We start from the raw sequence: 21,495 nt of genomic DNA on the forward strand, positions 1-21,495 counted from the left end.
ACTCGGGGAAACGGACCGTCGTCCCCTCCGGTCGTCCCGGAATGGAACGGGACCGGCCCGCAGCGAGAGCCTTTCGGGAGCCTTGGGCCCATCATGACCATGGTCGAGAACGTCCGCAACGGGCTGCTCGTCGGGGCCGCCCCGCGGGAGGGGCTGGAATACGGGGAGGGCGTGCGGGAGCCCTGGTTCCTCGATCCGCGGGAGATCCTGCGCACCATGCGGCTGCGCTGGCTCACGGTGCTTCTGCCCGTCCTCCTGTGCCTCGGCCTCGCCGCGGCTTGGATGCACCTGAACCCGCCGCTCTACGCCGCCTCGACGCAGATCCTGATCGATCCGCGCGGGCTGCAGGTGGTCAAGGATGGGCTGACCCCGCCGGACCAGGCGAGCGACGCCAGCCTCCTCCTCGTCGACAGCCAGCTCCGGGTGCTCACCTCCGACGATGTGCTCGGCCGCGTGGTCGACCGGTTCGACCTCGCGAAGGATCCCGAATTCCAGGGTCGAGAGACCCTGATCGGTGCCGCGAAGGCGCTGATCGCCCGCTTCACCGGCCGCACCGATCCGGCGGTCGATCCCCGGCTGACGGCGCTCCGGATCCTGCGCGACCGGGTCGGGGCGCGGCGGCTGGAGCGCAGCTTCGTGCTGGAGCTCGGCGTGACCTCCGACGACCGCGAGAAGGCCGCCCGCCTCGCGACCGGTATCGCCGAGACCTACCTCGCCCGCGACGCCGCCACCCGCTCCGAGACGACCCGCCGGGCCGGCGAGGCGATCGAGAGCCGGCTGGCCCAGCTGCGCGACGACCTGCGCAAGGCCGAGGACAAGGCGCAGGCCTTCCGGGCCAAGCACAACCTCGTCGGCACCCGCTCGCAGCTGGTGAGCGAGCAGCAGCTGACCCAGCTGAGCGAGCAGCTCGGCGCCGCCCGGGCCAAGGCCCTCGAGGCCGGCGCCCGGATGCGCCAGGTCGAGGGCGTGATCAGCGGCGGCCGCTTCGATTCCGCCAACGAGATCGTCACCAACCCGACCATCACGAGCCTGCGCAGCCAGCTCGCCGGCGTCGAGCGCCTGCGCGCCGATGCGGAGGAGACGCTGGGCAAGCGCCATCCGAGCTACATGGCGGCCGTGGTGCAGGAAAAGGCCCTGCGCGCGGCGATCGAGGCCGAGATCCGCCGCATCGCGGCGGCGAGCCGCAACGACTTCGAGGCCGCCCAGGCGAGCGCCAAGGTCCTCGGCACGACCCTGGAGCGGCGCAAGGCCGAGGCGTTGAAGGTCGGCGACGACTTCGTGCAGCTGCGCGAACTGGAGCGCCAGGCGGATGCGAGCCGCTCTGTCTACCAGGCCTTCCTGGTCCGGGCTCGCGAGTTGCAGGAGCAGCAGCGCCTCGACACCTCGGCCTCGCGGATCATCTCCCAGGCCTCGCCGCCGGAGAAGCGCATCGGCCCGCCGACGCCGGTGCTGGTCGCGGCCGCCCTCGTCGCCGGCTTGGGCCTCGGCCTCGTCGGCGCCCTCGCGCTCGAACTGCTCGCCGGCCGCGTCCGCTCGCGCCGGCGTCTGGAAGGCCATCTCGGCCGCACCGGGCTCGACGCCCTGCCGCGGGCACCGCGCAAGGCCGCGAGCGCCGCCACCCTCAAGGCCGATTTCGGCAGCACCCGGGGCGACGTGCCCTACGATGTGGCCGTCGCGCGACTGCGCCATCGCCTCGCCGCCGCCGAGCCGGGTGCCAAGCCCCTCGTCGTCCTCGTCACCGCGGGCGACGACCGGATCGGCAAGTCGGTGCTGGCCCGCTCGCTCGCCCTCTCGGCGGCGGCGGACCGCGAGCGGGTGGTCCTGGTCGATGCCGACCCGAAGGGGGGGCTCACCCGCGACCTCGGTGCCGCCGCGCCCCGGGACCTCGCCGGCCTGTTGCGCAGCCGTACGCCCCTCGGCGACGCCCTGGTGACCCTTCCCTCGGGATTGCGGGTGCTGCCCCGCCCCGCCGACCTGCCGCGGGACCTCGCCGGCAATCTCGCCGACGCGCTCCTGCGCAGCGACGCCGACCTCGTCGTGGTCGATCTCGGCCTCGTCGGCGGCGACGTGGTGACCGAGCGCCTGATCGCCGAGGAGCGCATCCCGATGCTGCTGCTCGCCGTCAGCGCCCGGCGCAGCCGATTCTCCGCGGTGGACCGGGCGCTCAAGGCGATCGGCCCGGGCCGGCGGGCGCGGGTGGTGGTGACGGATGCGGATTTGCGGGAGTAGGGAAAACCAGCCAAATCGTCTGAAGAAAAGGCACTTTCCCCTCCCCCTGTGGGGAGGGGTCAGGGGTGGGGGTGGTGCCGCGCATGGCTGTGCGGTGCCTCCTGCACCACCCCCATGCGGGATCTTCGAGCTCCATAACCCCTCCCTACAGGCGGCACGGGAGGACGCCTCATATCCGAGGAATGAGCGCGACAGGACCGCATCCCGCCCCCCGAACCCGACAGGCTCCGAGACCCACCACCATGCGGACCCTGCTCGTCCTCGCAGCGCTCCTCACCTCCGCTCCCTCCATGGCCGCCCCGATCGAGATCCCGGTCGCGGCCGAGGACGCGACCCTTACGCCCGGCGGCACCGCGACCCTCGCCGAGGCCCTGAGCGAGGCCCGCCGACGCCGCACCCGCGATCCCCGGGCGGCGATCGTGGTCGCGCTGTCCTCCGGCACCCACCGCCTCGCTGCCCCCGTGCGGCTCGGAAGCCGGGATGGCGGCAGCGCCGGGGCGCCGCTGGTGATCCGCGGCCCCGCCGACGGGTCGGCCCGCCTCGTCGGCAGCCGGCAGCTCGCCCCGGTCCCCCTCGATCCGGCGCTGGCGGCCCGCCTGCCGGCGGCGGCGCGGGGCCATGTCCGGGCCTACCGGCTGCCCGCGGCGGTCCGGGCCCCGGCCCGGATCCAGGCGCCGATCGTCCTCGACGGCCCGCCGACGCCTCCCGCCTTCGAGGTCTTCGACGGCGAGGGCGCGATGCATCCGGCGCGCTGGCCGGCGGAGGGTTTCGCCGAGGCGGAGGGCGGCGACGGGCCGGCCTTCACCGTGGCGAATCTTCCGCCGGGCGCGCTTCGCGACGAGCCCGACCTGTGGGCGGAGGGGTATTGGCGCTGGGGCTGGCTGTTCGAGGCGCTGCCGGTGCTCCGCACCGTTCCGAAGGGAACAGGCGTTCGGCTCACCCTCGACCGCATGCCCTACGAGGGCATCCGCCCGGGCGCGCCCGTCCGCCTCGTCCACCTGCTGGCCGGCCTCGACCGACCCGGGACGTGGTGGCGGGACGCGAAGGCCGGAATCCTGCTCGCCTGGCCGCGGGGGCGCGAGGAAACGGTCGAGGTGTCGGTCGCCGAGACGCTGCTGTCGGTCGAGGGGGCGTCCCACCTGAGGGTCGAATCGGTGCGCCTCGCGATGGCCCGGGGCGATCTCGTCAGCGTCCGCGGCGGGCGCGACGTGGTGATCGCCGACAGCGTGCTCTCGCTGACCGGCGGGCGCGGGGCGGTCTTCACCGGGGCGCACGACAGCGGGCTCCAACGCTGCGACATTGCCGGGACCGGTGCCGAGGGCGTGGTGCTCTCGGGGGGCGACCGGCGCACGCTGACCCCCGGCGGCCTGTTCCTGCGCGATAGCCGCCTCACCGGCTATGCCCGCCGGGAAGCGACGCAACACCCGGCGGTCGCCCTCGACGGCGTCGGCGCCGAGGTGACGGGCAATTACATCCACGATTCGCCGGCCTACGCGGTCCATATCCGCGGCAACGATCACCGGGTGACCGGGAACGAAATCGCGAACCTGCTCGCCGGTGCCACCGATACCGGTGCGATCTATTCCGGTCGGGACTGGACCGCCAGGGGCGGCGTGATCGCCGACAACTTCCTGCACGACATCCGGGGCGGGCCCGACACCGAGGTGAAGGGCGTCTATCTCGACGACATGGCGAGCGGGTTCACCGTCACCGGCAACCTCTTCCTGCGGGTCGACCAGCCGGTCTTCCTCGGCGGCGGGCGCGACAACCGCGTCGAGGGCAACGTCTTCGTCGCGTCGAGCCCGGCGATCCACGTCGATTCCCGCGGGCAGACCTGGGCCCGCGACGCGGTCACCGATCCGCAATCGCAACTGCGCGCCGCCTATGCGGCGATGCCGGTGGAATCCCCCGTCTGGCGGGCGCGCTACCCGCGGCTCTCCGGCCTGCTCTACGACCGCCCGGCGATCGCGACCGGCAACGTCATCACCGACAACCTGATCGTGCTGGGCGATCCGCCCCGCTTCACCGATGGCGGCGAGGCGGCCGAGCAGACCTTGGCCCGCAACCGCGGCCCGGTGACGAGCCCCGCCGATCTGGCGGTGCTGGCGCGAACCTCGGTGGACCCGGCGGATTTCGCCGGGCTCGCCGCGGGAAGCGGGATCAGGCTGCCGACGATCCCGTTCGACCGGATGCGCCGGTCTGCGACGGCCGGGGCGCCTTTCGGGCGCTGATCGCGTCCCGCGCCGCGATCATGAGGAAGCGCGGGATCGTATCGAGGTAGCGCCGCCACAGGCGCCGCGGCTCGCGGGCGAGGCGGTAGGCCCATTCGAGCCCGGCGACCTGGAGCATCTTCGGGGCCCGCGGAATGCGCCCGGTCGCGACGTCGAAGGCGGCCCCCACCCCCATGGCGATCGTGCCCGGCAGGTGCGGGGCATGCGCCGCCATGAACATCTCCTGCTTCGGGGTGCCGAGGCCGACCCAGACGATCTGCGCCCCCGAGGCGCGGATGCGCGCGCGCATCGCCTCGGTCTCGGCCTCGGTGAGGGGGCGGAAGGGCGGCGTCTCGACCCCGGCGACCTGGAGGCCCGGCACCCGGGCCCGCATCGTCGTGGCGAGCAGGTCCGCGACGCCCTCGCCCCCGCCGAGGAAGTAGTGGCGCCAGCCCTTGTCCGCGCCGGCCCGGCACACGGCCTCGACCGATTCGATCCCCGGCACCTGCTGGGTGGTGGAAAGGCCGCGCCAGCGGCCGATCCAGCTCACCGGGCGGCCGTCGGCGCAGACGAGGAGCGCGTCGTGATGGGCGGCGCGCAGAGCCTCGTCCTTCTGCGAGCGCACCACGCCGTGGGCATCGCGGAAGACCACGAAGGTGCCGGGCTGCCCCGGCCCGGCGGCGAGCCGGCGCCCGACGGCCGCGATCAGCCCGTCCATGTCGGTGGCCGAGACCGGCACGCCGCCGATCGTGAAGGAGGGGACGAGGGGGTCGTGTGCCACTGAGGTCAGGTTCCCGTTCTGGCGAGCGGCGCGTCCGCCGCGCGGGCGGCGACGGCGTCGCGGTAGATGTCGAGGAGGGTGCGGGTGGTGACGTCCTCGTGCCACTCGCGCTCGTAGACGGCGCGGGCCTCCCGCCCCATCGCGGCGGCCGATGCGGGGTCGCCGGCGATGCGGCCCAGCGTGCGCGCGAGGTCGGCGGCGTCGCCCGGCTCGGCGAGGAGCCCCGTCGCGCCGTCGTCGACGAGGCCGGCCAGCGCCCCGATGCGCGAGGCGACGACCGGGGTGCCGGCCGCGAAGGCCTCCGCCACCACCATCGGCAGGCCCTCGTACCAGAGCGACGGCACGACGAGGGCGCAGGCCCGCGCCATCGCGGCCTGGACCGCGTCCGGGGGGAGGGCGCCCCTCAGGTCGAGGGCCGGATGGCCGGCAAGTGCACCCGCGAGCGGCCCCTCGCCGATCACCGTGACCCGCATGCCCGCCAGGGCGGCGGACTCGGCCAGGACGGTCACGCCCTTCTCGGGGCTGAGCCGGCCGACATAGAGGAGATTCCGGCGCGGCCCATCCGCGGGCGGACCCGGATCGGGCAGCCCGTTCGGCCGGATGCGGATCTTTTCCGCTGGGAACCCCGCCGCGACGAAGCGCTCGCGGGCGAAGGGCGTGAGCGCGATGAAGCGATCGACGTCCCGCTCCCAGGTCCCGGCCCGGCGGTGACGGTCGATCATCCGGGCGACCGCGAGCGACCCGACCCGCGAGCCGCGGTAGCAGGCGAACCGCACCGCCCGGTAGGGCGAGCCGGTGACGCAGAGCTCGCACGGCGCGCCATCGCGCATCAGGAAGGCGTTGGCGCAGATCAGGCGGTAATTGTGCAGCGTCTGCACCGTGGCGCAGCCGGCCGCCCGCGCCGCGGCATGGATGCCCGGCGAGAGCAGCGGGAAGAAGTTGTGGACGTGGACCACGTCCGGCCCGAAGCGGCGCGCCGCCGCCATCACCCGGGCGATGCCGTCGGGCGCATGCGTCGCCGCCGCTGCCGCCCGGAGGCGGGCGAGGCCGGAATCGATCGCCTCGTTGTCGAGGAACACCGCCTCGACCGCGCAGCCCGCCCGTTCGAGGGCGGCCAGATCGCGGGAGACGGCGGCATCCTCGCCGCCGCGGACTTGGTAGCGGTTATGGGCGAGGAGGATGCGGAGGGGACGTGTGCCGGCGGTCATCGGGGGATCCAGCCCGCAGAGGGGGCAGGGGGAAACCCGCGCCAATCTTTTTCCCGGACGGCGCGTCGCCCGCGGGGAGACGGGAGAACCCGCGCCTGTTCATTCTCTGAACAGCCCTTCGCTGCCGAGGCGGGTGCGCGCAGGGACGCACCGTCATGGCCGATCCGTGCCACCCTGGTCGTCGCCGCTCTCATCCCGACCTCCGCGCTCCGCCGACCTGCTCAAGAAAATATACTGCTCATCGTGTCGAGCTGGAGTGATCCCACGGCGAGATCATCCGGCCCGACGCCGCCGTCATACTGAACAGATCCGGGCCGGCGGCCGACCGACCGATATGGAAATAACGCGTTACGTGCTGGAAATTCAGTTGCGGAGGACTACCGACCTGAATGCGGCGGCTCGTTTCGACGTGCCCCATCCTCTCGATTCGATCCGCGACGAACCGTTCCTCACGATCCTGTCCGAACTCGCCGGTCGAGGGGAATTTCGCCGTGATCGCAGCGACCTGCCCGCATTCGGGAGCGGCCCGGATGCCGTCAGGCCATGCGGGGGGCCGGCACGCGTCGCCGGCCCGGCCGGCCGCCCGGGTGTGACGCGATGTCCGGGCCGTCAGATCCGGGCGCCAATCCTCACGACCGTCCCCCGGCCAGGATCGCCTCGACGACCTCCTGCACCTCCAGCGCTTCGCCCAACGTGGCGAGCGAATGGGGTTCGCCACGAGTCATCCGCACCACGCCGTCGAGCTGGCGCTGCAGGGCGATGGGTCGGGCGCGCTCGTTGGGGATCGCGTCGGGGGCGGGCGCGAAGGTGCCGTCAGGCCCCTGCCGCTCGGCGATCGCCCAGTCGCGCAGGCGCACGCTGCCGGCCTCGCCCTCCAGCGTCCAGGTGTTGTGGTCGTCGAGCGCCGTCTCGCCGACCCGCCCGCGCAGGACCACCGGCACCGCCCCGGCCCGGAACGTGGCATCGACCGCGCGTTCGGACCGGCCGGGCTCCGGAAACACCGCCTGCGCCTGAACCCCCTGCAGGGGCCCGAGCAGGCGGCGGCTGAGGAACAGGAAATGCGATACCACCTCGCGGGTGAAGCCGCCCTCCTGCGGCGCGTCGAGCCAGCCCGCGGCGTCCGTCTGCCAGCCCCGCGGCCAGCGCGCGAAGGCGACCTCGATGGTGAGGCGTCGCGGCGTGCCGACCGCGCCCTCGGTGATCCATTGCGCCAGGGTGGCGACCCCGAGGGACGAGGCGAAGGGGAAATTCACCGCCCCGCGCGCGCCGGCCGTCGCCACGAAGTCGCGCGCCTCCGCGAGGTCGACGGCGAGCGGTTTCTCGCAGAACACGCTCCGTCCGGCGGCAAAGGCGGTCCGGGCGTGGCCGAGATGCGAGGCGGGCGGGGAGGCGATGTAGACGCACTCGCTCGCCGCGACGACGGCGCCGGCCTCCACCACCAGCGGCAGCGAGGGGAAGCGCGCGGCGATGCGGGCCCGCGCCGCCGGGTCCGGGTCCCACAGGGCCGCCACGCGGACCGGGGCCTCGTCCTGCCCGAGGACGGCGTTCAGCATGCGCTCGCCCATGATGCCGGCGCCGATGATGCCGAGGGCGAGGGGTGAGGAGGGCTGGCGCATCGGGGCTCCCGGAGCGTTTTCCGACGAAGTCTTGGAGCAGCGTCCGGTCGCAATGCGACCGGACGCTGCTCCAGCGGGGTTGCGCCCGTCATAAGGCCGAACAGGCGGCGAGGGAACGCGCCGTGGCCATGGCCGCCTGGAGCACTTCACGATCGCGTTGCAACCGCGAAGCTCTCTAGGTCTCTGATTTTGCCGCATTTTCTGCGACGAACCGGCATCCACTTCGTCGGAAAATGCTCTGGTGGCGAGCAATGCACGGGGAGCGGTGGTGGCGCGCGGCGTCGAGGGTTGCCGTCAGGGATAACGCAGCGTTAACCACCGGCCTTGTCGGCACGCCGCTCGCACCCCTCCTGCGCGCGGGAAATCGGGTGTCCCGCTCCGGGAGAGACTGTTCGCATGTGGCACAATGCCGTCGGGTTCCTCGCCGTCGCCGTGTCGGTCGCGCTGATCGTTCGGCATTTCGGTGCGCCCCGCGCCGTGATCTACGGCTTCGTGATCACCGGGCTCGGCGCCTCCGTGGCGACCTTGCTGCTCGCGGACATCAACACGGTCGATCCGGGGGCGAGCCGCGCCCCGGCCTTCACGACCCGGATGCCGCCGGTCCCGGGCCGCGACGCCCAGGATCCACGCGGCACCAACGACCTGCGCGGCTGGCGCTGACGCCTCGGAACCGCGAGACTACCGCTCCGGCAGGCCGGCGCGCCGCAAGCCGTCGTAGATCCGCTCGCGCTGGGCGAGGAAGGTCGGATCGCCGGAGGTGAGCGTGCGGTAGCGGGCGACCGTGTAGCCGGGCCGCAGCTCGAGGAACCGGGCGAGGGAGGCGCGCGCCTCCGCCTCCCGGCCGAGCCGCGCGTAAGCGCAGGCGAGATAGAGATGCGGAAAGTCGAAGAGCGGGTTCACCGCCGCCGCGCGCTGCAAGGCCGGGATGGCCGCCTCGTCCCGGCCGAGATGGAGCTTCGCCAGCCCGTCCCGCGCCAGCCACGCGCCGACCAGCGGATCCTTCGGACTGAGACGGAGGGCGGCGGCGATGTCCGCTTCGGTCTCCTCCGCCCGGCCGAGGAAGATGTGGATCAGCCCGCGATAGGCATGCGCCCGCGCGAAGCTCGGGTTGAGGGCGAGCACCCGGTCGAAGGCGGCCCGCGCCTCCTCGTAGCGGGCCCGGGCGCGCAGGGTCTCGCCGCGCAGGTAATGCGCGAACGGATGGGTAGGGTCGCCCTGCAGCACGGCGGCGACGGCCTGCTCGGCCCGGTGGAGGTCGGTCTCGCGCTCGCCCGTCCAGCCGTTCAGCACCCCGTCGACGAGCACTTCGGCCAGGCCCAGCCAGGCGTGGGTGTTGCCGGGATCGAGGGCCAGCGCGCGCTCGAACAGGGGCCGGGCCCCGGCATGGTTCTCCCGGGCGAAGGGCCGGTTGAGCAGGGCCTGGCCGCGCATCACGAGGTCGACCGCATCGGCCGGGTGGCCGGCGCGCCCTTGCGTCTCGGCCTCCAGGAGGCGGATGCCGAGCGTCCGGCCGACCTGGGCGACGAGGGCGTCCTGCGCGGCGGCGAGGTCGGCGCGCGTGCCGTCGAAGCGGTCGGCCCAGAGGGCGGCACCGGTCTCGACGTCGGTGAGCTGCACGGCGAAGCGCACCTGCTCGGCGCTGTGGCGCAGGCTGCCTTGCACGACGTAGCGCACGCCGAGTTCCCGGCCGACGGCGCGAGGCTCGACCGGCCGCCCCTCGTAGGACCGGGCCGTGCCGTGGGCGATGACGAAGGTGCCGGGCGCCCGGGCGAGATCGGCGGAGAGATCCTCGGCGATCTGTTCGGCGAGGTAATCCTGCTCCGGATCGCCGCTCTGGTTGGCGAGCGGCAGGACGACGAGGGACAGAGGCGGCCGCGCCGGGTCGCCCGAGGGGATTCGCGAAACGCTCGGGGAAAGGCTCTCCTGACGCCTGGGCGCGACGTGAGGCCAGTCCAGGGTTCCGGCGAGGCCGAGGCCCGCGAGGAGCAGGGCGGCGAGGGCGACGAGCACGGGCCGCGGCAGCCAGACCCGCGACACGGCCGCCTCCGGCGACGGCACCGCATAGATGCGCACCGGCCGTGCGATGTTCCTCAGCCGCTGCGTGCCGAGATCGGCAAAGCGGATGTCGAGCCGGTCGCTCACGTCCCGATAGGCGGCTTCCGACAGGCGCAAGCCCCCGGGCTCCGCCGCCGCCTGCAGGCGGGCCGCGATGTTGACGCCGTCGCCGAACAGGTCGCCCTCGTGCACCATCACGTCGCCGAGATGGATGCCGATGCGCAGGCGGAACCGCCCCGCATCCCCGTCGGCCTCGGCCAGCGCCCGCTGGATGGCCACGGCGCAGGCGACGGCATCCGTCGCGCGGGCGAATTCGGCGAGCACGCTGTCCCCGGCCGTGTTGGCGATCCGCCCGCGATGCGCCGAGATCAGGCGGTCGACGATCTTGCGGGTCGCCTGGAGGGCCCGCATGGCACCGCGCTCGTCGTCATGCATCGCCTTGGAGTAGCCGGCGATGTCGGCGGCGAAGATCGCCGCCGGACGACGTTCCGGGATCGGCCACTCCGTCGCGGCAGACCTGCTCGTCCGCTCGCTCATGGCGATTTGTCCACGCTGTAAGCCATGACGGCTCTGCGCCCCGTACGCTCCGCGTTGTCGAACGGTCGTATCCGGCAAGACGAGACGTTCCGTGACAAAGCATCGATCATGTATACGCTTATCAAGTGCGGCCTCCATTGTCTTGCCAGGGTCGGTATTGCCCGAAATTCCCGGCATGTCCGAGCCTCGAGAGCGAGCCGAGCGATATCGACGACGCGGGGTAGATCGACGTCTGCACCGATCCCGGGCCGAAAACTGTGCATCAGCGTGGCTGTGCCGATAGCATGGTGGGAATACCGGAAGATTGCGTCCCGGTAACATGTCCCGAACGCGTTAGGCGGGACGGCCGGTCTCGATCGAATTTGAAAATCGCGGAATGTGACCGACGCCGCGCGGCCGGTGCGGCGTGGACGGGGGCATGCCGCCGACCGAGGCAGGCTCGAGCCATTTCCGCTGCTGCCGCACAGGATCCGTATTTGGTTCCCTAGAGGTTCGAAAAATATCGCCGATGTTCCGTTCGCGCCTGAAAATAATTTTTTAAGAAAATAACTCCAACCTTGTTCCGATCATATATTCCTCCCATCCATGACAATATGGGTCAAGCGATGTTCAAGCTCAGCATCGGGCGAAAGCTGGCTTTATCATCCGCCGTGACGGCCGTGTTCGTCGGCGGCGCAGTCTACAATCAATGGTCGAGCAATACCGAGATCAGCGCGGCGAACGACGCGGTGGCGCGGGAAGAGACCATCCTGCGGGGGATCTCGCAGGCGCAGCTCGCGGTCAGCCGTCTTCAGCTGAGCTACAGGACCGTCGATCTCGCGCGCAACGCGGCGGCGGCCGACGCGGCCGTGGCGGCGGCGTTCGACGAGGCGAACGCCGCCGCCAAGGGGCTGGAGCGGCCGATCGCCATCGCCCTCAAGCCGGACGTGTTGCGCGAGAGCGAGCGCAGCGTGCGGGAGCTTGCCGCCGCGGTGAAGGATTTCGCGCAGCAGGGCCGGCCCGATCTCTATGGCCGGCCGGTCGACGCCACGGCAGCGGCTGCGTCCCGCGACCGGATCGCCGCCCTGCTCGGGCGGGCCGAGAAGACCATCGGCGAATCGGTCGCGAACGCCAATCGCTTCACCCACGACGCGATGACGGCGGCGTCCGAGCGGATCGCCTCGGCGACGCGGATCGGCCTGCTGGCCGGGGCGGCGATGCTGCTGAGCCTGCTCGGCGCGATCGTGGTGCTGATGCTCAACATCCAGCGGCCGATCCTGCGGCTCGTCGCGGTGCTGGAGCGGATGGCGGCCGGCGACGTCGATGCCACCATCGCCGAAAGCCGGCGCGGCGACGAGATCGGGGCTCTCGGCCGTGCCGTCGAGACCATCAAGGCGATGGTCGCCCGCAAGGCGGCGGAGGAGGCCGAGCGTCGCCAGATCGCCGATGCGGCCGCCGCCGAGGCCCGGCAGCGCGCCACGCTGGAGCTGGCCGACAGCTTCGAGGCGGCGGTGGGCGACGTCGTCCGCACGGTGTCCGCTTCCGCCGGCGAGCTTCAGGCCACCGCCCGCTCGATGTCCTCGATGGCGGCCGAGACGGCGTCGCAATCGACCAGCGTCGCCGCGGCGGCCGAGGAGGCGGCGACCAATGTCGGCACCGTCGCGGCGGCGGCGGAGGAACTCGGCGCGTCGATCTCCGAGATCGGCCGCCAGGTCGAGGGCTCGGCCGGCCTCGCCCAGGCCGCGGTCGGAGAGGCCGACAGGACGGGCCAGCTCGTCCAGGCGCTGAAGACCACCTCGACCCGCATCGGCGACATGGTCGGGCTGATCTCGAACATCGCCAGCCAGACCAACCTGCTGGCGCTCAACGCCACCATCGAGGCGGCCCGGGCCGGCGAGGCGGGCCGCGGCTTCGCGGTGGTCGCCGCGGAAGTGAAGGAACTGGCGAACCAGACCGCCCGCGCGACCGAGGAGATCGCCCGGCAGATCGGCGAGGTCCAGGGCGTGACCGACCAGACCGTGGGGGCGATCGGCGCCATCACCGCCCGGATCCGCGAGATCGACAGCGTGGTGACCTCGATTGCGGCAGCGGTCACCCAGCAGGGCGCGGCGACCCAGGAGATCGTCCGCAACGTCTCGCAGGCCTCCATCGGCACGAGCGCGGTGACCGGCACCATCTCGACCGTGGCCCAGGCTTCCGAATCGACCGGGATGGCGGCGACCCGGGTGCTCAACTCGGCCTCGGACCTGTCGCGCCAGTCGGAGCATCTCTCGCAGGAGGTGCACCGCTTCCTCGTGACCGTGCGGGCGGCCTGAGGCTACCGTTCGGACCCGATGCGGGCCGGCCGGTCCGGGGCGGTCCCGGGCCGGCTGCTGTCGCGTGCGCTCAAGCCTGCGGGGGCAAGTCGTCTTTTGGCAAGTCGTCTTTTGGCTTGTCGTCTTTTGGCGTGTCGCCGGTGGGAGAGTCGGGGGGTGGCGCATCCCCGGCCGGAGGGGCCGGCGGGACGTGGTCCTTGCGCCACTGGGCGAACAGGCTCTGGAGCACCGCGACGGTGTCGCGCACCGCCTTGGCCTCGTCGTCGACCGAGACGCCCTCGGAGACGGAGTTGCGCGTGGTCAGCACGGCGCGCGCCTCGATCTCGCCCAGGCGCTCGAGGAAGTCGGGACGCGAGGCCAGGAGGTCGAGGGCGTCGCCCATGGCGGTGGCGAGGGTCGTGGCGAGAAGCCCCGCGGTCGCGACGTCGCCGACCGAGGCCTCGTAGGGCTCCGGGGTCTCGTCGTCGTCCTCGTTCTCCTCGGCGGCGGCCTGCAATCCCTCGACCAGGGCCTCGACCAGCTCGACCGCGGTGTCTTCCGGCACGGCGAGCCGCAGGGCGACCTCGATCTCGTCGCCGCTGAAGCCGGCGGTGCCGAGGGTGACCTGCAGGATGCCCGGCCGGCGCAGGCTCAAGGCCATCAGGGTGTTGGCGTAGATGGTGGGCGCGTCCGGCATGACCTCGACCTCTTCCGGTCCGGCACGGGATCCCCGTGCCGGACCGCGCTATATCGCGCTCCGGCGCTCGCGGCGACCGTCGGGCGGGGTGTCACGCGCTGGCGAGCCGGGCGACCTTGTTGTCGGGAAGCTCGATGTCGACGCCGAGGGTCGAGACGGCGTCGCCCCGCTCCATCGTGACCTTCACCTTTTCCTGGTCGATCGCGACGTGCTTGGCGATCACCGCGAGGATCTCCTCGCGCAGGATCGCCACCAGGTCCGAGCGGCCGAAGGCGGTGCGCTCGTGGGCCAGCAGGATCTGAAGGCGCTCGCGCGCCACCGGCGCCGTTCCGCGCCGCGACAGGAAGCTCAGCAGGTTCATGCCGCCCTCCGGGTGAACAGCTTGCCGAAGAGCGAGCGCTTGTCGCTCGGCACGGTCATCGCCACGGTCTCGCCCTTGAGGCGGCGCACGGCGTCGGCATAGGCCCGGGCCGGGGCGCTCTGGGGCGCGTTCAGGGTCACCGGGCTGCCGAGGTTCGAGGCCTTCAGGACCTCCTCGCTCTCCGGGATCACGGCGAGCAGCGGGATCGACAGGATCTCCAGCACGTCGTCGATCTTCAGCATCTCGCCGCGCTCGGCCCGGTTGGGGTCGTAGCGGGTGAGGATCAGGTGCTTCTCCAGCCGCTCGCCCTTTTCCGCGCGCTCGGTCTTGGAATCCAGCAGCCCGATGATACGATCCGAATCGCGCACCGAGGAGACCTCGGGATTGGTGACGACGACGGCGATGTCGGCGTGGCGCATGGCGAGCGTCGCCCCGCGCTCGATGCCGGCCGGGCTGTCGCAGATCACCCAGTCGAATTTTTCGCGAAGCTCGCCGATGACGCGGGCGACGCCCTCGTCGGTGAGCGCGTCCTTGTCGCGGGTCTGCGAGGCGGGCAGCAGCGACAGCGTGTCGATGCGCTTGTCGCGGATCAGCGCCTGCGGCAGCTTTGCGTCGCCCTGGACGACGTTGATGAGGTCGTAGACCACCCGGCGCTCGGCGCCCATGATGAGGTCGAGGTTGCGCAGGCCCACGTCGAAGTCGACGACGCAGACGCTCTGGCCGGTCTTGGCCAGGGCGGCACCCAGAGCCGCCGTCGTGGTGGTCTTGCCCACCCCTCCCTTGCCGGATGTCACCACGATGACTTTGGCCATGGATCCCCCTTGAACCATTCGATCTGAGAAGTCGCGGCCGGCGCGGCCGCTGCGTGTGTTTTCTTGGAGCTCGCCCCGTCCGCGGATCGTTGCCGCGGGGCCCCCGGGGCGGTGACGAAGAACGACGAGCGTCAGTCGAGCGCGGCGGTGCGCATCGTGTCGCCGTCGAGCCAGACCTGGACGGCGCGGCCGCGCAAGGTGGGGTCGATGTCGTCGGCGATGCGGTAGAGGCCGTCGATGGCGAGCAGTTCGGGCTCGAACTTGCGGCAGAAGATACGCGCGCCCGGCGAGCCGGCGGCCCCCGCGATGGCCCGGCCCCGCAAGGCCCCGTAGATGTGGATCGAGCCGCCGGCGATGACCTCCGCGCCGGAGGCCACCGAGCCCATCACGGTCACGTCGCCCTCGGGGAACAGGATCGCCTGGCCGGAGCGCACGGGGCTCTCGAGCATCAGCGACTTCGCGCCCGTCACCCGCTCGACCGGGGGAGCGGCCGGCGCCTCGCCGGGCATCGCCACCTCGCCGGAGGGGCGGCCGCCGTTGAGCGGCGGCGGCATCCCGGGCCCGAGCGAGCCCAGCCCGGCTCCTTCGATTCCCATGATGGGAATCTCGCGCTCGGTGAGGGCGGTCACCAGATCCTTGAGTGCGTCCCGGCTCGGCGCCAGGGCCGTCACGTCGAGGATCACGGCGCGGCCGGCGAAGAAGGCCGGAGAGCGCCTGGCAAGGGCGTCGAGGTCGGCGAGCCAATCCTCGATCGGCGCCTCGGGGGCCAACACGACCGCCAGGAACGAGCGGCCACGGAAGCGGATCGGCGGGCGGGTTTGGGTCTGGCTGGTCACGTCTTTACGACTCGTTACCAGCCCATCAGGCGCGCTTGATGGTTAGCGAATGGTTAACGCCGGTAACGAAGTGTTCACCTTTGCGCGGAAGCCGAAGACAGCGTGGCTTCGATGTGGCGCGCGAACCCCGGTTCCAGCCCGAGGCTGCGGGCGAGGTGGTCGAGATAGGCCCGCTCCTGGGGCGTGTCGACGCTGATCGCCATCAGGGAGGCGGCATAGATCTCGCTCGCCTGTTCCGGGTTGCGGGCAAGGCGCGCCACCGCCTCGACGTCGACCGGCGCGCGCAGGGCGTCCATCAGGAAGGCCTTGTCGTCGGCGTCCAGAGCGTGGCGGTCCATCTCGCCGAAAATGCGGCGCTGCTCGTCCTGATCGATGTGCCCGTCGGCCTTGGCGGCGGTGATCATCGCGATGAGCAGCGCCCGGGAGCGGTCCTCCTCCTCGGCGGGCGAGGCCGGCATGAAGCGCGTGCCGCCGAGCATCCGGGCCGCCTCGTCGGCATTGGGGATGAAGCCGCCGGCCCGGGCGGGCGAGGCAGCATCGCGCTGGCCCTGATTCGCCTGCCAGCTCTGGTAGGCCTGATAGGCGAGCGTGGCGATGAGGGCGAGGCCACCGGCGCGCCCCGCCCCCATTCCTCCGCCCATCCCGGGAATCCCGCCGGGCATGCCGAACCCGCCGCCGCGGCGTCGGCCTCCCAGGACCAGCGAGGCGAGGCCGCCGAGGATCGCCGCCTTGCCGCCTCCGCCGCCGAGGGACCGGGCGACCTGTTCGAGGGGAGAGGGCGCTTGTCCGTATGGCGCTTGTCCCTGAGGGGCTTGGCCGGGATGACCGCCGAACGGGCCGCCTCGGCTCGAGCCGCCGAGGAACTGGTCGAGCAGGCGCTTGGCGTCGAACATCGGGGCTCCCTCAGGCACGAGCCGACGAGATGGGGTGCCCGGGCGCTGCCGCAAGGGCGGCCAAGGGCAGGACGACGATGCGTTGCCCCCGCCGCCGGCACCCGCCATGATCGCAGGCGCGAAGCCGCTCGGCCCGCCCGGGCGCCGCCGGAGGACACAATCCTTGACCCGCGTGCTCTACGAACTCGCCGCAGCCGATCCGGACCGGCGCTTCAGCCCGTTCTGCTGGCGCATCCGCCTCGCCCTGGAGCACAAAGGCCTCGCCTTCGAGGGCCGGCCGTGGCGGTTCACCGAGACCGACGCGCTCGACTTCTCGGGCTCGGACAAGGTGCCGGTGCTGGTCGAGGACGGGCGCCCGATCGTCGAATCGTCGGCGATCGCCGCCCATCTGGAGGCCGCCCATCCGGACCGGCCGTCGCTGTTCGGCGGGCAGGCCGGGCTGGCGCTGACCCGGTTCCACGTCGCCTGGACCGACGGGGTGCTGCACCCGGCGCTGGTGCCGCTCCTGCTCCTCGACATCCACCATCACCTCGGCGAGGCCGACCGGGCCTATTTCCGCCGCAGCCGCGAGGCCCGGTTCGGCAAGCCGCTTGAGGCTGTCTGCCCCGATCCGCAGGCGCAGCTTGCCACATTGCGAAAGACCCTCGCGCCGGTCCGCGCGGTTTTGCGCAGCCAGCCCTTCCTCGGCGGCGACGCCCCGCTCTACGCCGACCACGCGGTGATGGGCGCCTTCCTGTGGGCCCGCGGCGTCAGCGCGCTCGACCTCCTCGAACCGGACGACCCGGTGGAAGCATGGCGCCGGCGGATGCTGGAGCGGATGGGGGAGGGGTCGCGGGCGCTGGTCTTCGGCTGACGCGAACTCGTACGCCAACTGCCTGTGGACCCCGGTCCGGAACGCGGATCGGGAGCCCGGCTCCCGTGTTACGAGTCGTGCCTTCGCCGAGCGGGATGGCAGGCGCCATCCCGCTCGGCAGTTTGTTGTGCATCATTGTGTCGCCGAACCGGGTGTCACTTCGGCGAATGATGCTGGGGAGCCGCGATGACGATCAGCGTCGAGATGGGGGTGGCGAGCGGCCGGCCGGCCGCCCTCGACCTGGAGGAGCTGCTGGCGACCCGCCTCCTGGTCCAGGGCAATTCCGGCTCGGGCAAGTCGCACCTCCTGCGCCGGCTCCTGGAGCAGAGCGCGCCCCACGTGCAGCAGGTGGTGATCGACCCCGAGGGCGACTTCGTCACCCTGGCCGATGCCCACGGCCACGTGGTGGTCGAGGGCGATCACGGCGAGGCCGACCTCCAGCGCATCGCCGCGCGGGTGCGGGCGCACCGGGTCTCGGTGGTGCTGACGCTGGAGAGCCTCGACGTCGAGGCGCAGATGCGCGCCGCCGCGGCCTTCCTCGGCGGCCTGTTCGAGGCCGAGCGCGACCACTGGTACCCGGTGCTGGTGGTGGTCGACGAAGCGCAGCTCTTCGCGCCTGCCGCAGCCGGCGAGGTCTCGGACGAGGCCCGCAAGGCCTCGCTCGGCGCGATGACCAACCTGATGTGCCGCGGCCGCAAGCGGGGTCTCGCCGGCATCATCGCGACGCAGCGCCTCGCCAAGCTCGCCAAGAACGTCGCGGCGGAAGCGTCGAACTTCCTGATGGGCCGCACCTTCCTCGACATCGACATGGCGCGGGCCGCCGACCTGCTCGGCCTCGAGCGGCGCCAGGCCGAGAGTTTTCGCGATCTCGAGCGCGGCCACTTCATCGCGCTGGGGCCCGCTTTGTCGAAGCGCCCGCTTCCGATCGCCATCGGACCGGTCGCGACCTCGGCCCGCTCGTCGAGCCCCAAGCTCGTGCCCCTGCCGAGCCCGGCCTCCGGCGACGATCTGCGCGAGCTGATCCTCACGCCGTCCGAGAACGAACCGGTCTGGACCCCCGCACCCCGCCCGGCCCCGACCCCGCGGGCGACCCCGGCCGACTTGCTCCAGCAACTCGCCCAGTACCGGCCGCCGGAGCCGGTCGAGGTCGCGCCGAGCATGAGCGAGGCTGAGCGGGAGGCGGCGCTCGCCGACATCCTGCGCGAGATCGCCGCCGATCCGGATGGGGCGCATCACCCGATCGCCGTGCTCTACCAGGATTTTTTGGTGCGCTGCCGGATGCGCCGGCTGCCGGGCGAGCCGCTCGATCTCGGCCGCTTCCGCCGCAGGCTGGCCATCGCGCGGGCCGGCGTCGACGGGGAGGCGGCCGAGGGCGAGGAGGCCGATGCCGTGATGGCGGCCTGCGCCGGCCTGCCGGAGGAGGTCCAGGGCCTGTTCCTGCTGCTCGCTCGCGCTGCCCGGGCCGGCGCGCCATGCCCCTCCGACGATGCGCTCGCCCGCGCCATCGGCTCGCGCTCGCCGGGCCGGGCGCGGCGGCTGCTCGCCTATGTCGAGAGCCGCGGCGCCGCCGTGTGCCGCACCGATTTCCGCGGCAACCGCGTCGTCGCCCTGCCGGCTCTGGGCTGCGAGACCGCCCCGGGCAATCCGAAGGGGGGCGTCGAGGAGCCCGCCGGACTGTTCGCCGCGGAGTAGATCACGCCCGCGTGGCCTGAAGGCCCGCCGGGATCACCTCGCCGCGGCGCGCATAGGCAAGCCCGAGGAGCAGACCGAGGAGCACCAGGGCGGGCACGGCCATCACGATCGGGTCGCCGGCCCGCAGGTGGCTGAACGCGGCACCGACCATCACGGCCGCGAGCAGCAGCGCGCCGTACCCCACCGTGGCGCGGCCCCACAGCAAGACGGCGCCGAGAAGCTGCGCCGCCCCGACCGCGTACATGAACCAGAGCGGGTAGCCGAAGCGGGCGAAGCCCGCGACCTCGAACGGCACGGCCGCGAATTTCATGCCTGCCGCCGCCACGAAGATTGCGGTGAGCAGGCCGCGCAGCAAGAGGCCGCCGACATGCGGCCTGGTCGATATCGATGTCATGATTCCAATCCCGCTCGTGTCGTCGACCCGGTCCTGCCGGACGCGACGCGTCGATAGCGGCGCGGGATTGCGTCGTGATTGCGTGCTCCGTGTCGTCGGGCCGGAATCCTCGCGGGGCAGTTGGCGAGAACCTGCCGAAGCGCGCGGACCGGGGCCGCTTGCGGCATGCCCGCGCCACGGAGCCCTCGGATCGGCTCGGTCGTCGATGCCTCGGCGGCGACGAGCCGGTCTTCCGCGTCCTGCCCACCGGTCCCTGTCCCCCGTCCGGTTCGTCTTTCACGCAGGACGGCATGCCGGTGCGGATCAGCCCCGAATCGGACCGCTCGTATTCGACGGATGACAAGGTTTCACCATGATTTCCGTCGTCAGAACGCGATTTCGTTGCGGGTTAAATCATGGGATAAAATCGCCGACCGCGCCGATCCGAAGGAAGAGATTGAATTTCTTGCGCCTGTTTGTCGCCATGTTCGTGATCATTCGGGGCCATCCCGGCGTCCCCTCCTGCGAAGGATCGTCGCATCGGCGCGCCTCGACATGCCGGGGGTGGCGCCCGTCGGCATCGGAACGGTCGGTCTCACCGATCTCGTGCACCGCGCATTAAGCCTTGGGACGGATGATGGCGCGGGTGCGGCGGCAGGCCTTGCGGCGGGCCACGCCTCGCACGACACTGCCTTCGCGTGTTGACTGGACTTGGCGGGCACCTTGAAGTTGCATTCCCAATCCGAGCCGGACCTGAGCGCCCGGCCGATCCAGATCCGGGTCTGCGGCCGCTACCTGCTGCCGGGCGGGGCCGAGCATGTCTGCGAGACCCGCAGCCTCTCCCTCGCGACGATCGAGGTGCTGGCGCCGCAGAGCGGCCTGCTGGGCGATCCCGTCACGCTCTACCTCGAGGATGTCGGCCCGGTGACGGGGGTGATCCAGGCGATCGCGCCGGGTGGGTTCACCCTCGCGGTGGAGGTCGGGCCCGAGCGCCGGACCCGCTTCGCCGCCCGCCTCGCCTGGCTCGCCGACCAGGCGAACGGCAAGACCGACCAGCGCAGCGATCCGCGCATCGTGCCGAATATCCGCAGCGTCGCGGTGCGCCACGCCGACGGCCGGATCGTGCCCGGAACGATCATCGACTTGTCGATGAGCGGCGTGGCGGTCGCGACGACCGACCTGCCGTCGGTGGGTGAACTGGTCACGGTCGGCAAGCGCCGCGCTACTGTGGTGCGCCACCTCCAGAACGGCTTCGCCGTGACCTTCCGGCTGCCGTTCCGGCCCGAGACCTTCGGCCTGCACGTCACCCTCTGACCGCACGCGCCCCCGACAGAAGAACGCCGCCCTCGCGGGCGGCCCGAAGTCTTGCAAGGACGTCTTGCAAGGACGTCTTGGACGGAAATCTTGGACGGAAGTCTTGGAGGAACGCCCGTCCGGGCACATCCTTCGTGCCGCCGCCCGCCGCCTCGGCGCGGTGCGCGGCCGCACACGGCCGGCCCGGTACGGGCATTGCAGGCGCGACGCATCACGGGGCCTGCGACGGCCGCAGCGCACGGAAATTTAATCCCGCTGCGGCGAGATCCGCCGCACGGTCCATGATCGTGGCATGCGTGATCGTGGCACGCGGCTTGGGGGCATGCGGCTTGGGGGCATGCGGCTTGGGGGCATGGGATGCGGGCGAAGCACCGGGGCAGCGGGATCGAACGTCTCGACGGCAGCGCGATGCCGGGTGACCGGCGCGGCGACATCCGCATCGTCATCGCGAGGCCGCCGGCCGAGCCCGGGCGGGAGCGCGCCTTCGCCTATCTGCCCTGGCCGGTCCGGCTGCTCCTGAAGCTCGGGCTCCCGATCCTCGGCCTCTTCGCCGTCTTCGTGCTGCCGAACTACCTCGATTGCCGCAAGCAGCAGGCGGCCGGCCTTTCCTTCCACGGCATGACGGTCGGAGCCTGCACGCGCCAGTCCCTCGACGATCAGATCAGGGGAACGCAGAAGCGCTTCGAGGACATCGCCCGCGCCGTCGGAGCGCATTGAGGGCAAGGCCTGCGAGGTCGGGAACTCTGTCAGGTCAT

19 protein-coding genes are annotated in these 21,495 nt (G+C 72.1%); 9 read left to right on the forward strand and 10 right to left on the reverse strand.

All coding sequences use genetic code 11. From position 1 onward, the window contains the following. The first annotated feature begins 93 nt into the window (after positions 1-93). Together AC3AOF_RS02105 and AC3AOF_RS02110 are read left to right on the forward strand one after the other, a co-directional pair. Positions 94-2,229: a GumC family protein gene (locus AC3AOF_RS02105; RefSeq protein WP_488347554.1), complete on the forward strand. Its 2,136-nt coding sequence runs from the start codon at positions 94-96 to the stop codon at positions 2,227-2,229. Positions 2,230-2,471: 242 nt separating this feature from the next. Continuing rightward, positions 2,472-4,460 carry a right-handed parallel beta-helix repeat-containing protein gene (locus AC3AOF_RS02110; protein WP_488347555.1) on the forward strand — a complete coding sequence of 663 codons (1,989 nt, stop codon included), beginning with the start codon at positions 2,472-2,474 and terminating at the stop codon, positions 4,458-4,460. Here AC3AOF_RS02110 and AC3AOF_RS02115 read toward each other — a convergent pair. The 3 genes from AC3AOF_RS02115 to AC3AOF_RS02125 form a co-directional block, all read right to left on the reverse strand. Next, positions 4,390-5,220, reverse strand: coding sequence for a WecB/TagA/CpsF family glycosyltransferase (locus AC3AOF_RS02115; RefSeq protein WP_488347556.1), 831 nt, complete (start codon positions 5,218-5,220; stop codon positions 4,390-4,392). The genes AC3AOF_RS02110 and AC3AOF_RS02115 overlap by 71 nt on opposite strands. Positions 5,221-5,225: 5 nt before the next feature. Further along, positions 5,226-6,428, reverse strand: a complete 1,203-nt coding sequence (locus AC3AOF_RS02120) for a glycosyltransferase family 4 protein (RefSeq protein ID WP_488347557.1) — start codon at positions 6,426-6,428, stop codon at positions 5,226-5,228. Positions 6,429-7,057: 629 nt separating this feature from the next. After that, positions 7,058-8,044: a Gfo/Idh/MocA family protein gene (locus AC3AOF_RS02125; RefSeq protein ID WP_488347558.1), complete on the reverse strand. Its 987-nt coding sequence runs from the start codon at positions 8,042-8,044 to the stop codon at positions 7,058-7,060. Positions 8,045-8,440: 396 nt separating this feature from the next. Here AC3AOF_RS02125 and AC3AOF_RS02130 point away from each other — a divergent pair, with 396 nt between their 5' ends. Continuing rightward, positions 8,441-8,704 (forward strand): hypothetical protein, encoded by a 264-nt coding sequence (locus AC3AOF_RS02130; RefSeq protein ID WP_236990906.1) that lies wholly within the window; start codon positions 8,441-8,443, stop codon positions 8,702-8,704. 18 nt (positions 8,705-8,722) lie between these two features. On the opposite strand, the gene AC3AOF_RS02135 is transcribed toward AC3AOF_RS02130, so the two are convergent. Further along, entirely contained in the window at positions 8,723-10,636 is a 1,914-nt protein-coding gene (locus AC3AOF_RS02135; RefSeq protein WP_488347559.1) for an adenylate/guanylate cyclase domain-containing protein, read from the reverse strand. A 605-nt stretch (positions 10,637-11,241) separates the two neighbouring features. On the opposite strand from AC3AOF_RS02135, the gene AC3AOF_RS02140 reads away from it, so the two are divergent. After that, complete coding sequence (locus AC3AOF_RS02140; protein ID WP_236990908.1) at positions 11,242-12,930, forward strand: methyl-accepting chemotaxis protein; 1,689 nt, start codon at positions 11,242-11,244, stop codon at positions 12,928-12,930. A gap of 70 nt (positions 12,931-13,000) precedes the next feature. Here the strand turns inward: AC3AOF_RS02140 and AC3AOF_RS02145 are convergent, their stop codons facing one another. The 5 genes from AC3AOF_RS02145 to AC3AOF_RS02165 form a co-directional block, all read right to left on the reverse strand. After that, entirely contained in the window at positions 13,001-13,606 is a 606-nt protein-coding gene (locus AC3AOF_RS02145; protein ID WP_236990909.1) for a hypothetical protein, read from the reverse strand. Positions 13,607-13,697: 91 nt separating this feature from the next. Continuing rightward, the gene (gene minE, locus AC3AOF_RS02150) at positions 13,698-13,967 is read right to left on the reverse strand and encodes a cell division topological specificity factor MinE (protein ID WP_109961197.1); all 270 of its coding nucleotides are present in this window, start codon (positions 13,965-13,967) and stop codon (positions 13,698-13,700) included. Continuing rightward, complete coding sequence (gene minD / locus AC3AOF_RS02155; protein ID WP_236990910.1) at positions 13,964-14,779, reverse strand: septum site-determining protein MinD; 816 nt, start codon at positions 14,777-14,779, stop codon at positions 13,964-13,966. Before minD ends, minE begins: the two co-directional genes overlap by 4 nt. 131 nt (positions 14,780-14,910) lie before the next feature. Then, a complete protein-coding gene (gene minC, locus AC3AOF_RS02160; RefSeq protein WP_488347560.1) occupies positions 14,911-15,615 on the reverse strand; it encodes a septum site-determining protein MinC in 705 nt (234 codons plus the stop codon). 74 nt (positions 15,616-15,689) lie between these two features. After that, positions 15,690-16,508, reverse strand: a complete 819-nt coding sequence (locus AC3AOF_RS02165) for a tellurite resistance TerB family protein (RefSeq protein ID WP_488347561.1) — start codon at positions 16,506-16,508, stop codon at positions 15,690-15,692. A gap of 163 nt (positions 16,509-16,671) precedes the next feature. Between AC3AOF_RS02165 and AC3AOF_RS02170 the strand changes: the two genes are divergently transcribed. Both AC3AOF_RS02170 and AC3AOF_RS02175 read left to right on the forward strand, forming a co-directional pair. Next, positions 16,672-17,361: a glutathione S-transferase N-terminal domain-containing protein gene (locus AC3AOF_RS02170; RefSeq protein WP_488347562.1), complete on the forward strand. Its 690-nt coding sequence runs from the start codon at positions 16,672-16,674 to the stop codon at positions 17,359-17,361. 186 nt (positions 17,362-17,547) lie between these two features. Then, positions 17,548-19,053, forward strand: coding sequence for an ATP-binding protein (locus AC3AOF_RS02175; RefSeq protein ID WP_488347563.1), 1,506 nt, complete (start codon positions 17,548-17,550; stop codon positions 19,051-19,053). Between the two features lies 1 nt (position 19,054). Here AC3AOF_RS02175 and AC3AOF_RS02180 read toward each other — a convergent pair whose 3' ends face one another. Then, entirely contained in the window at positions 19,055-19,447 is a 393-nt protein-coding gene (locus AC3AOF_RS02180) for a DoxX family protein (protein ID WP_236990915.1), read from the reverse strand. Positions 19,448-19,783: 336 nt separating this feature from the next. Between AC3AOF_RS02180 and AC3AOF_RS02185 the strand changes: the two genes are divergently transcribed. From AC3AOF_RS02185 to AC3AOF_RS02195, 3 genes are all read left to right on the forward strand, one after another. Next, a complete protein-coding gene (locus tag AC3AOF_RS02185) occupies positions 19,784-20,131 on the forward strand; it encodes a hypothetical protein (protein ID WP_488347564.1) in 348 nt (115 codons plus the stop codon). An 18-nt stretch (positions 20,132-20,149) separates the two neighbouring features. Further along, positions 20,150-20,740 carry a PilZ domain-containing protein gene (locus AC3AOF_RS02190; RefSeq protein ID WP_236990916.1) on the forward strand — a complete coding sequence of 197 codons (591 nt, stop codon included), beginning with the start codon at positions 20,150-20,152 and terminating at the stop codon, positions 20,738-20,740. A gap of 357 nt (positions 20,741-21,097) precedes the next feature. Continuing rightward, complete coding sequence (locus tag AC3AOF_RS02195; protein WP_488347565.1) at positions 21,098-21,457, forward strand: hypothetical protein; 360 nt, start codon at positions 21,098-21,100, stop codon at positions 21,455-21,457. Positions 21,458-21,495: the final 38 nt, after the last annotated feature.

Source organism: Methylobacterium sp. 142-1Y, from assembly GCF_057747795.1.

What these genes read in the sequence shown, in the direction of transcription:
- AC3AOF_RS02130 (WP_236990906.1), top strand. Translation starts at nt 8,441, where the DNA reads ATGTGGCACAATGCCGTCGGGTTCCTCGCCGTCGCCGTGTCGGTCGCG.
- AC3AOF_RS02145 (WP_236990909.1), bottom strand. Translation starts at nt 13,606, where the DNA reads ATGCCGGACGCGCCCACCATCTACGCCAACACCCTGATGGCCTTGAGC.
- AC3AOF_RS02165 (WP_488347561.1), bottom strand. Translation starts at nt 16,508, where the DNA reads ATGTTCGACGCCAAGCGCCTGCTCGACCAGTTCCTCGGCGGCTCGAGC.
- minE (WP_109961197.1), bottom strand. Translation starts at nt 13,967, where the DNA reads ATGAACCTGCTGAGCTTCCTGTCGCGGCGCGGAACGGCGCCGGTGGCG.
- AC3AOF_RS02195 (WP_488347565.1), top strand. Translation starts at nt 21,098, where the DNA reads ATGCGGGCGAAGCACCGGGGCAGCGGGATCGAACGTCTCGACGGCAGC.
- AC3AOF_RS02175 (WP_488347563.1), top strand. Translation starts at nt 17,548, where the DNA reads ATGACGATCAGCGTCGAGATGGGGGTGGCGAGCGGCCGGCCGGCCGCC.
- minD (WP_236990910.1), bottom strand. Translation starts at nt 14,779, where the DNA reads ATGGCCAAAGTCATCGTGGTGACATCCGGCAAGGGAGGGGTGGGCAAG.
- AC3AOF_RS02140 (WP_236990908.1), top strand. Translation starts at nt 11,242, where the DNA reads ATGTTCAAGCTCAGCATCGGGCGAAAGCTGGCTTTATCATCCGCCGTG.
- AC3AOF_RS02105 (WP_488347554.1), top strand. Translation starts at nt 94, where the DNA reads ATGACCATGGTCGAGAACGTCCGCAACGGGCTGCTCGTCGGGGCCGCC.
- AC3AOF_RS02180 (WP_236990915.1), bottom strand. Translation starts at nt 19,447, where the DNA reads ATGACATCGATATCGACCAGGCCGCATGTCGGCGGCCTCTTGCTGCGC.
- AC3AOF_RS02110 (WP_488347555.1), top strand. Translation starts at nt 2,472, where the DNA reads ATGCGGACCCTGCTCGTCCTCGCAGCGCTCCTCACCTCCGCTCCCTCC.
- AC3AOF_RS02120 (WP_488347557.1), bottom strand. Translation starts at nt 6,428, where the DNA reads ATGACCGCCGGCACACGTCCCCTCCGCATCCTCCTCGCCCATAACCGC.
- AC3AOF_RS02185 (WP_488347564.1), top strand. Translation starts at nt 19,784, where the DNA reads ATGACAAGGTTTCACCATGATTTCCGTCGTCAGAACGCGATTTCGTTG.
- AC3AOF_RS02125 (WP_488347558.1), bottom strand. Translation starts at nt 8,044, where the DNA reads ATGCGCCAGCCCTCCTCACCCCTCGCCCTCGGCATCATCGGCGCCGGC.
- AC3AOF_RS02135 (WP_488347559.1), bottom strand. Translation starts at nt 10,636, where the DNA reads ATGAGCGAGCGGACGAGCAGGTCTGCCGCGACGGAGTGGCCGATCCCG.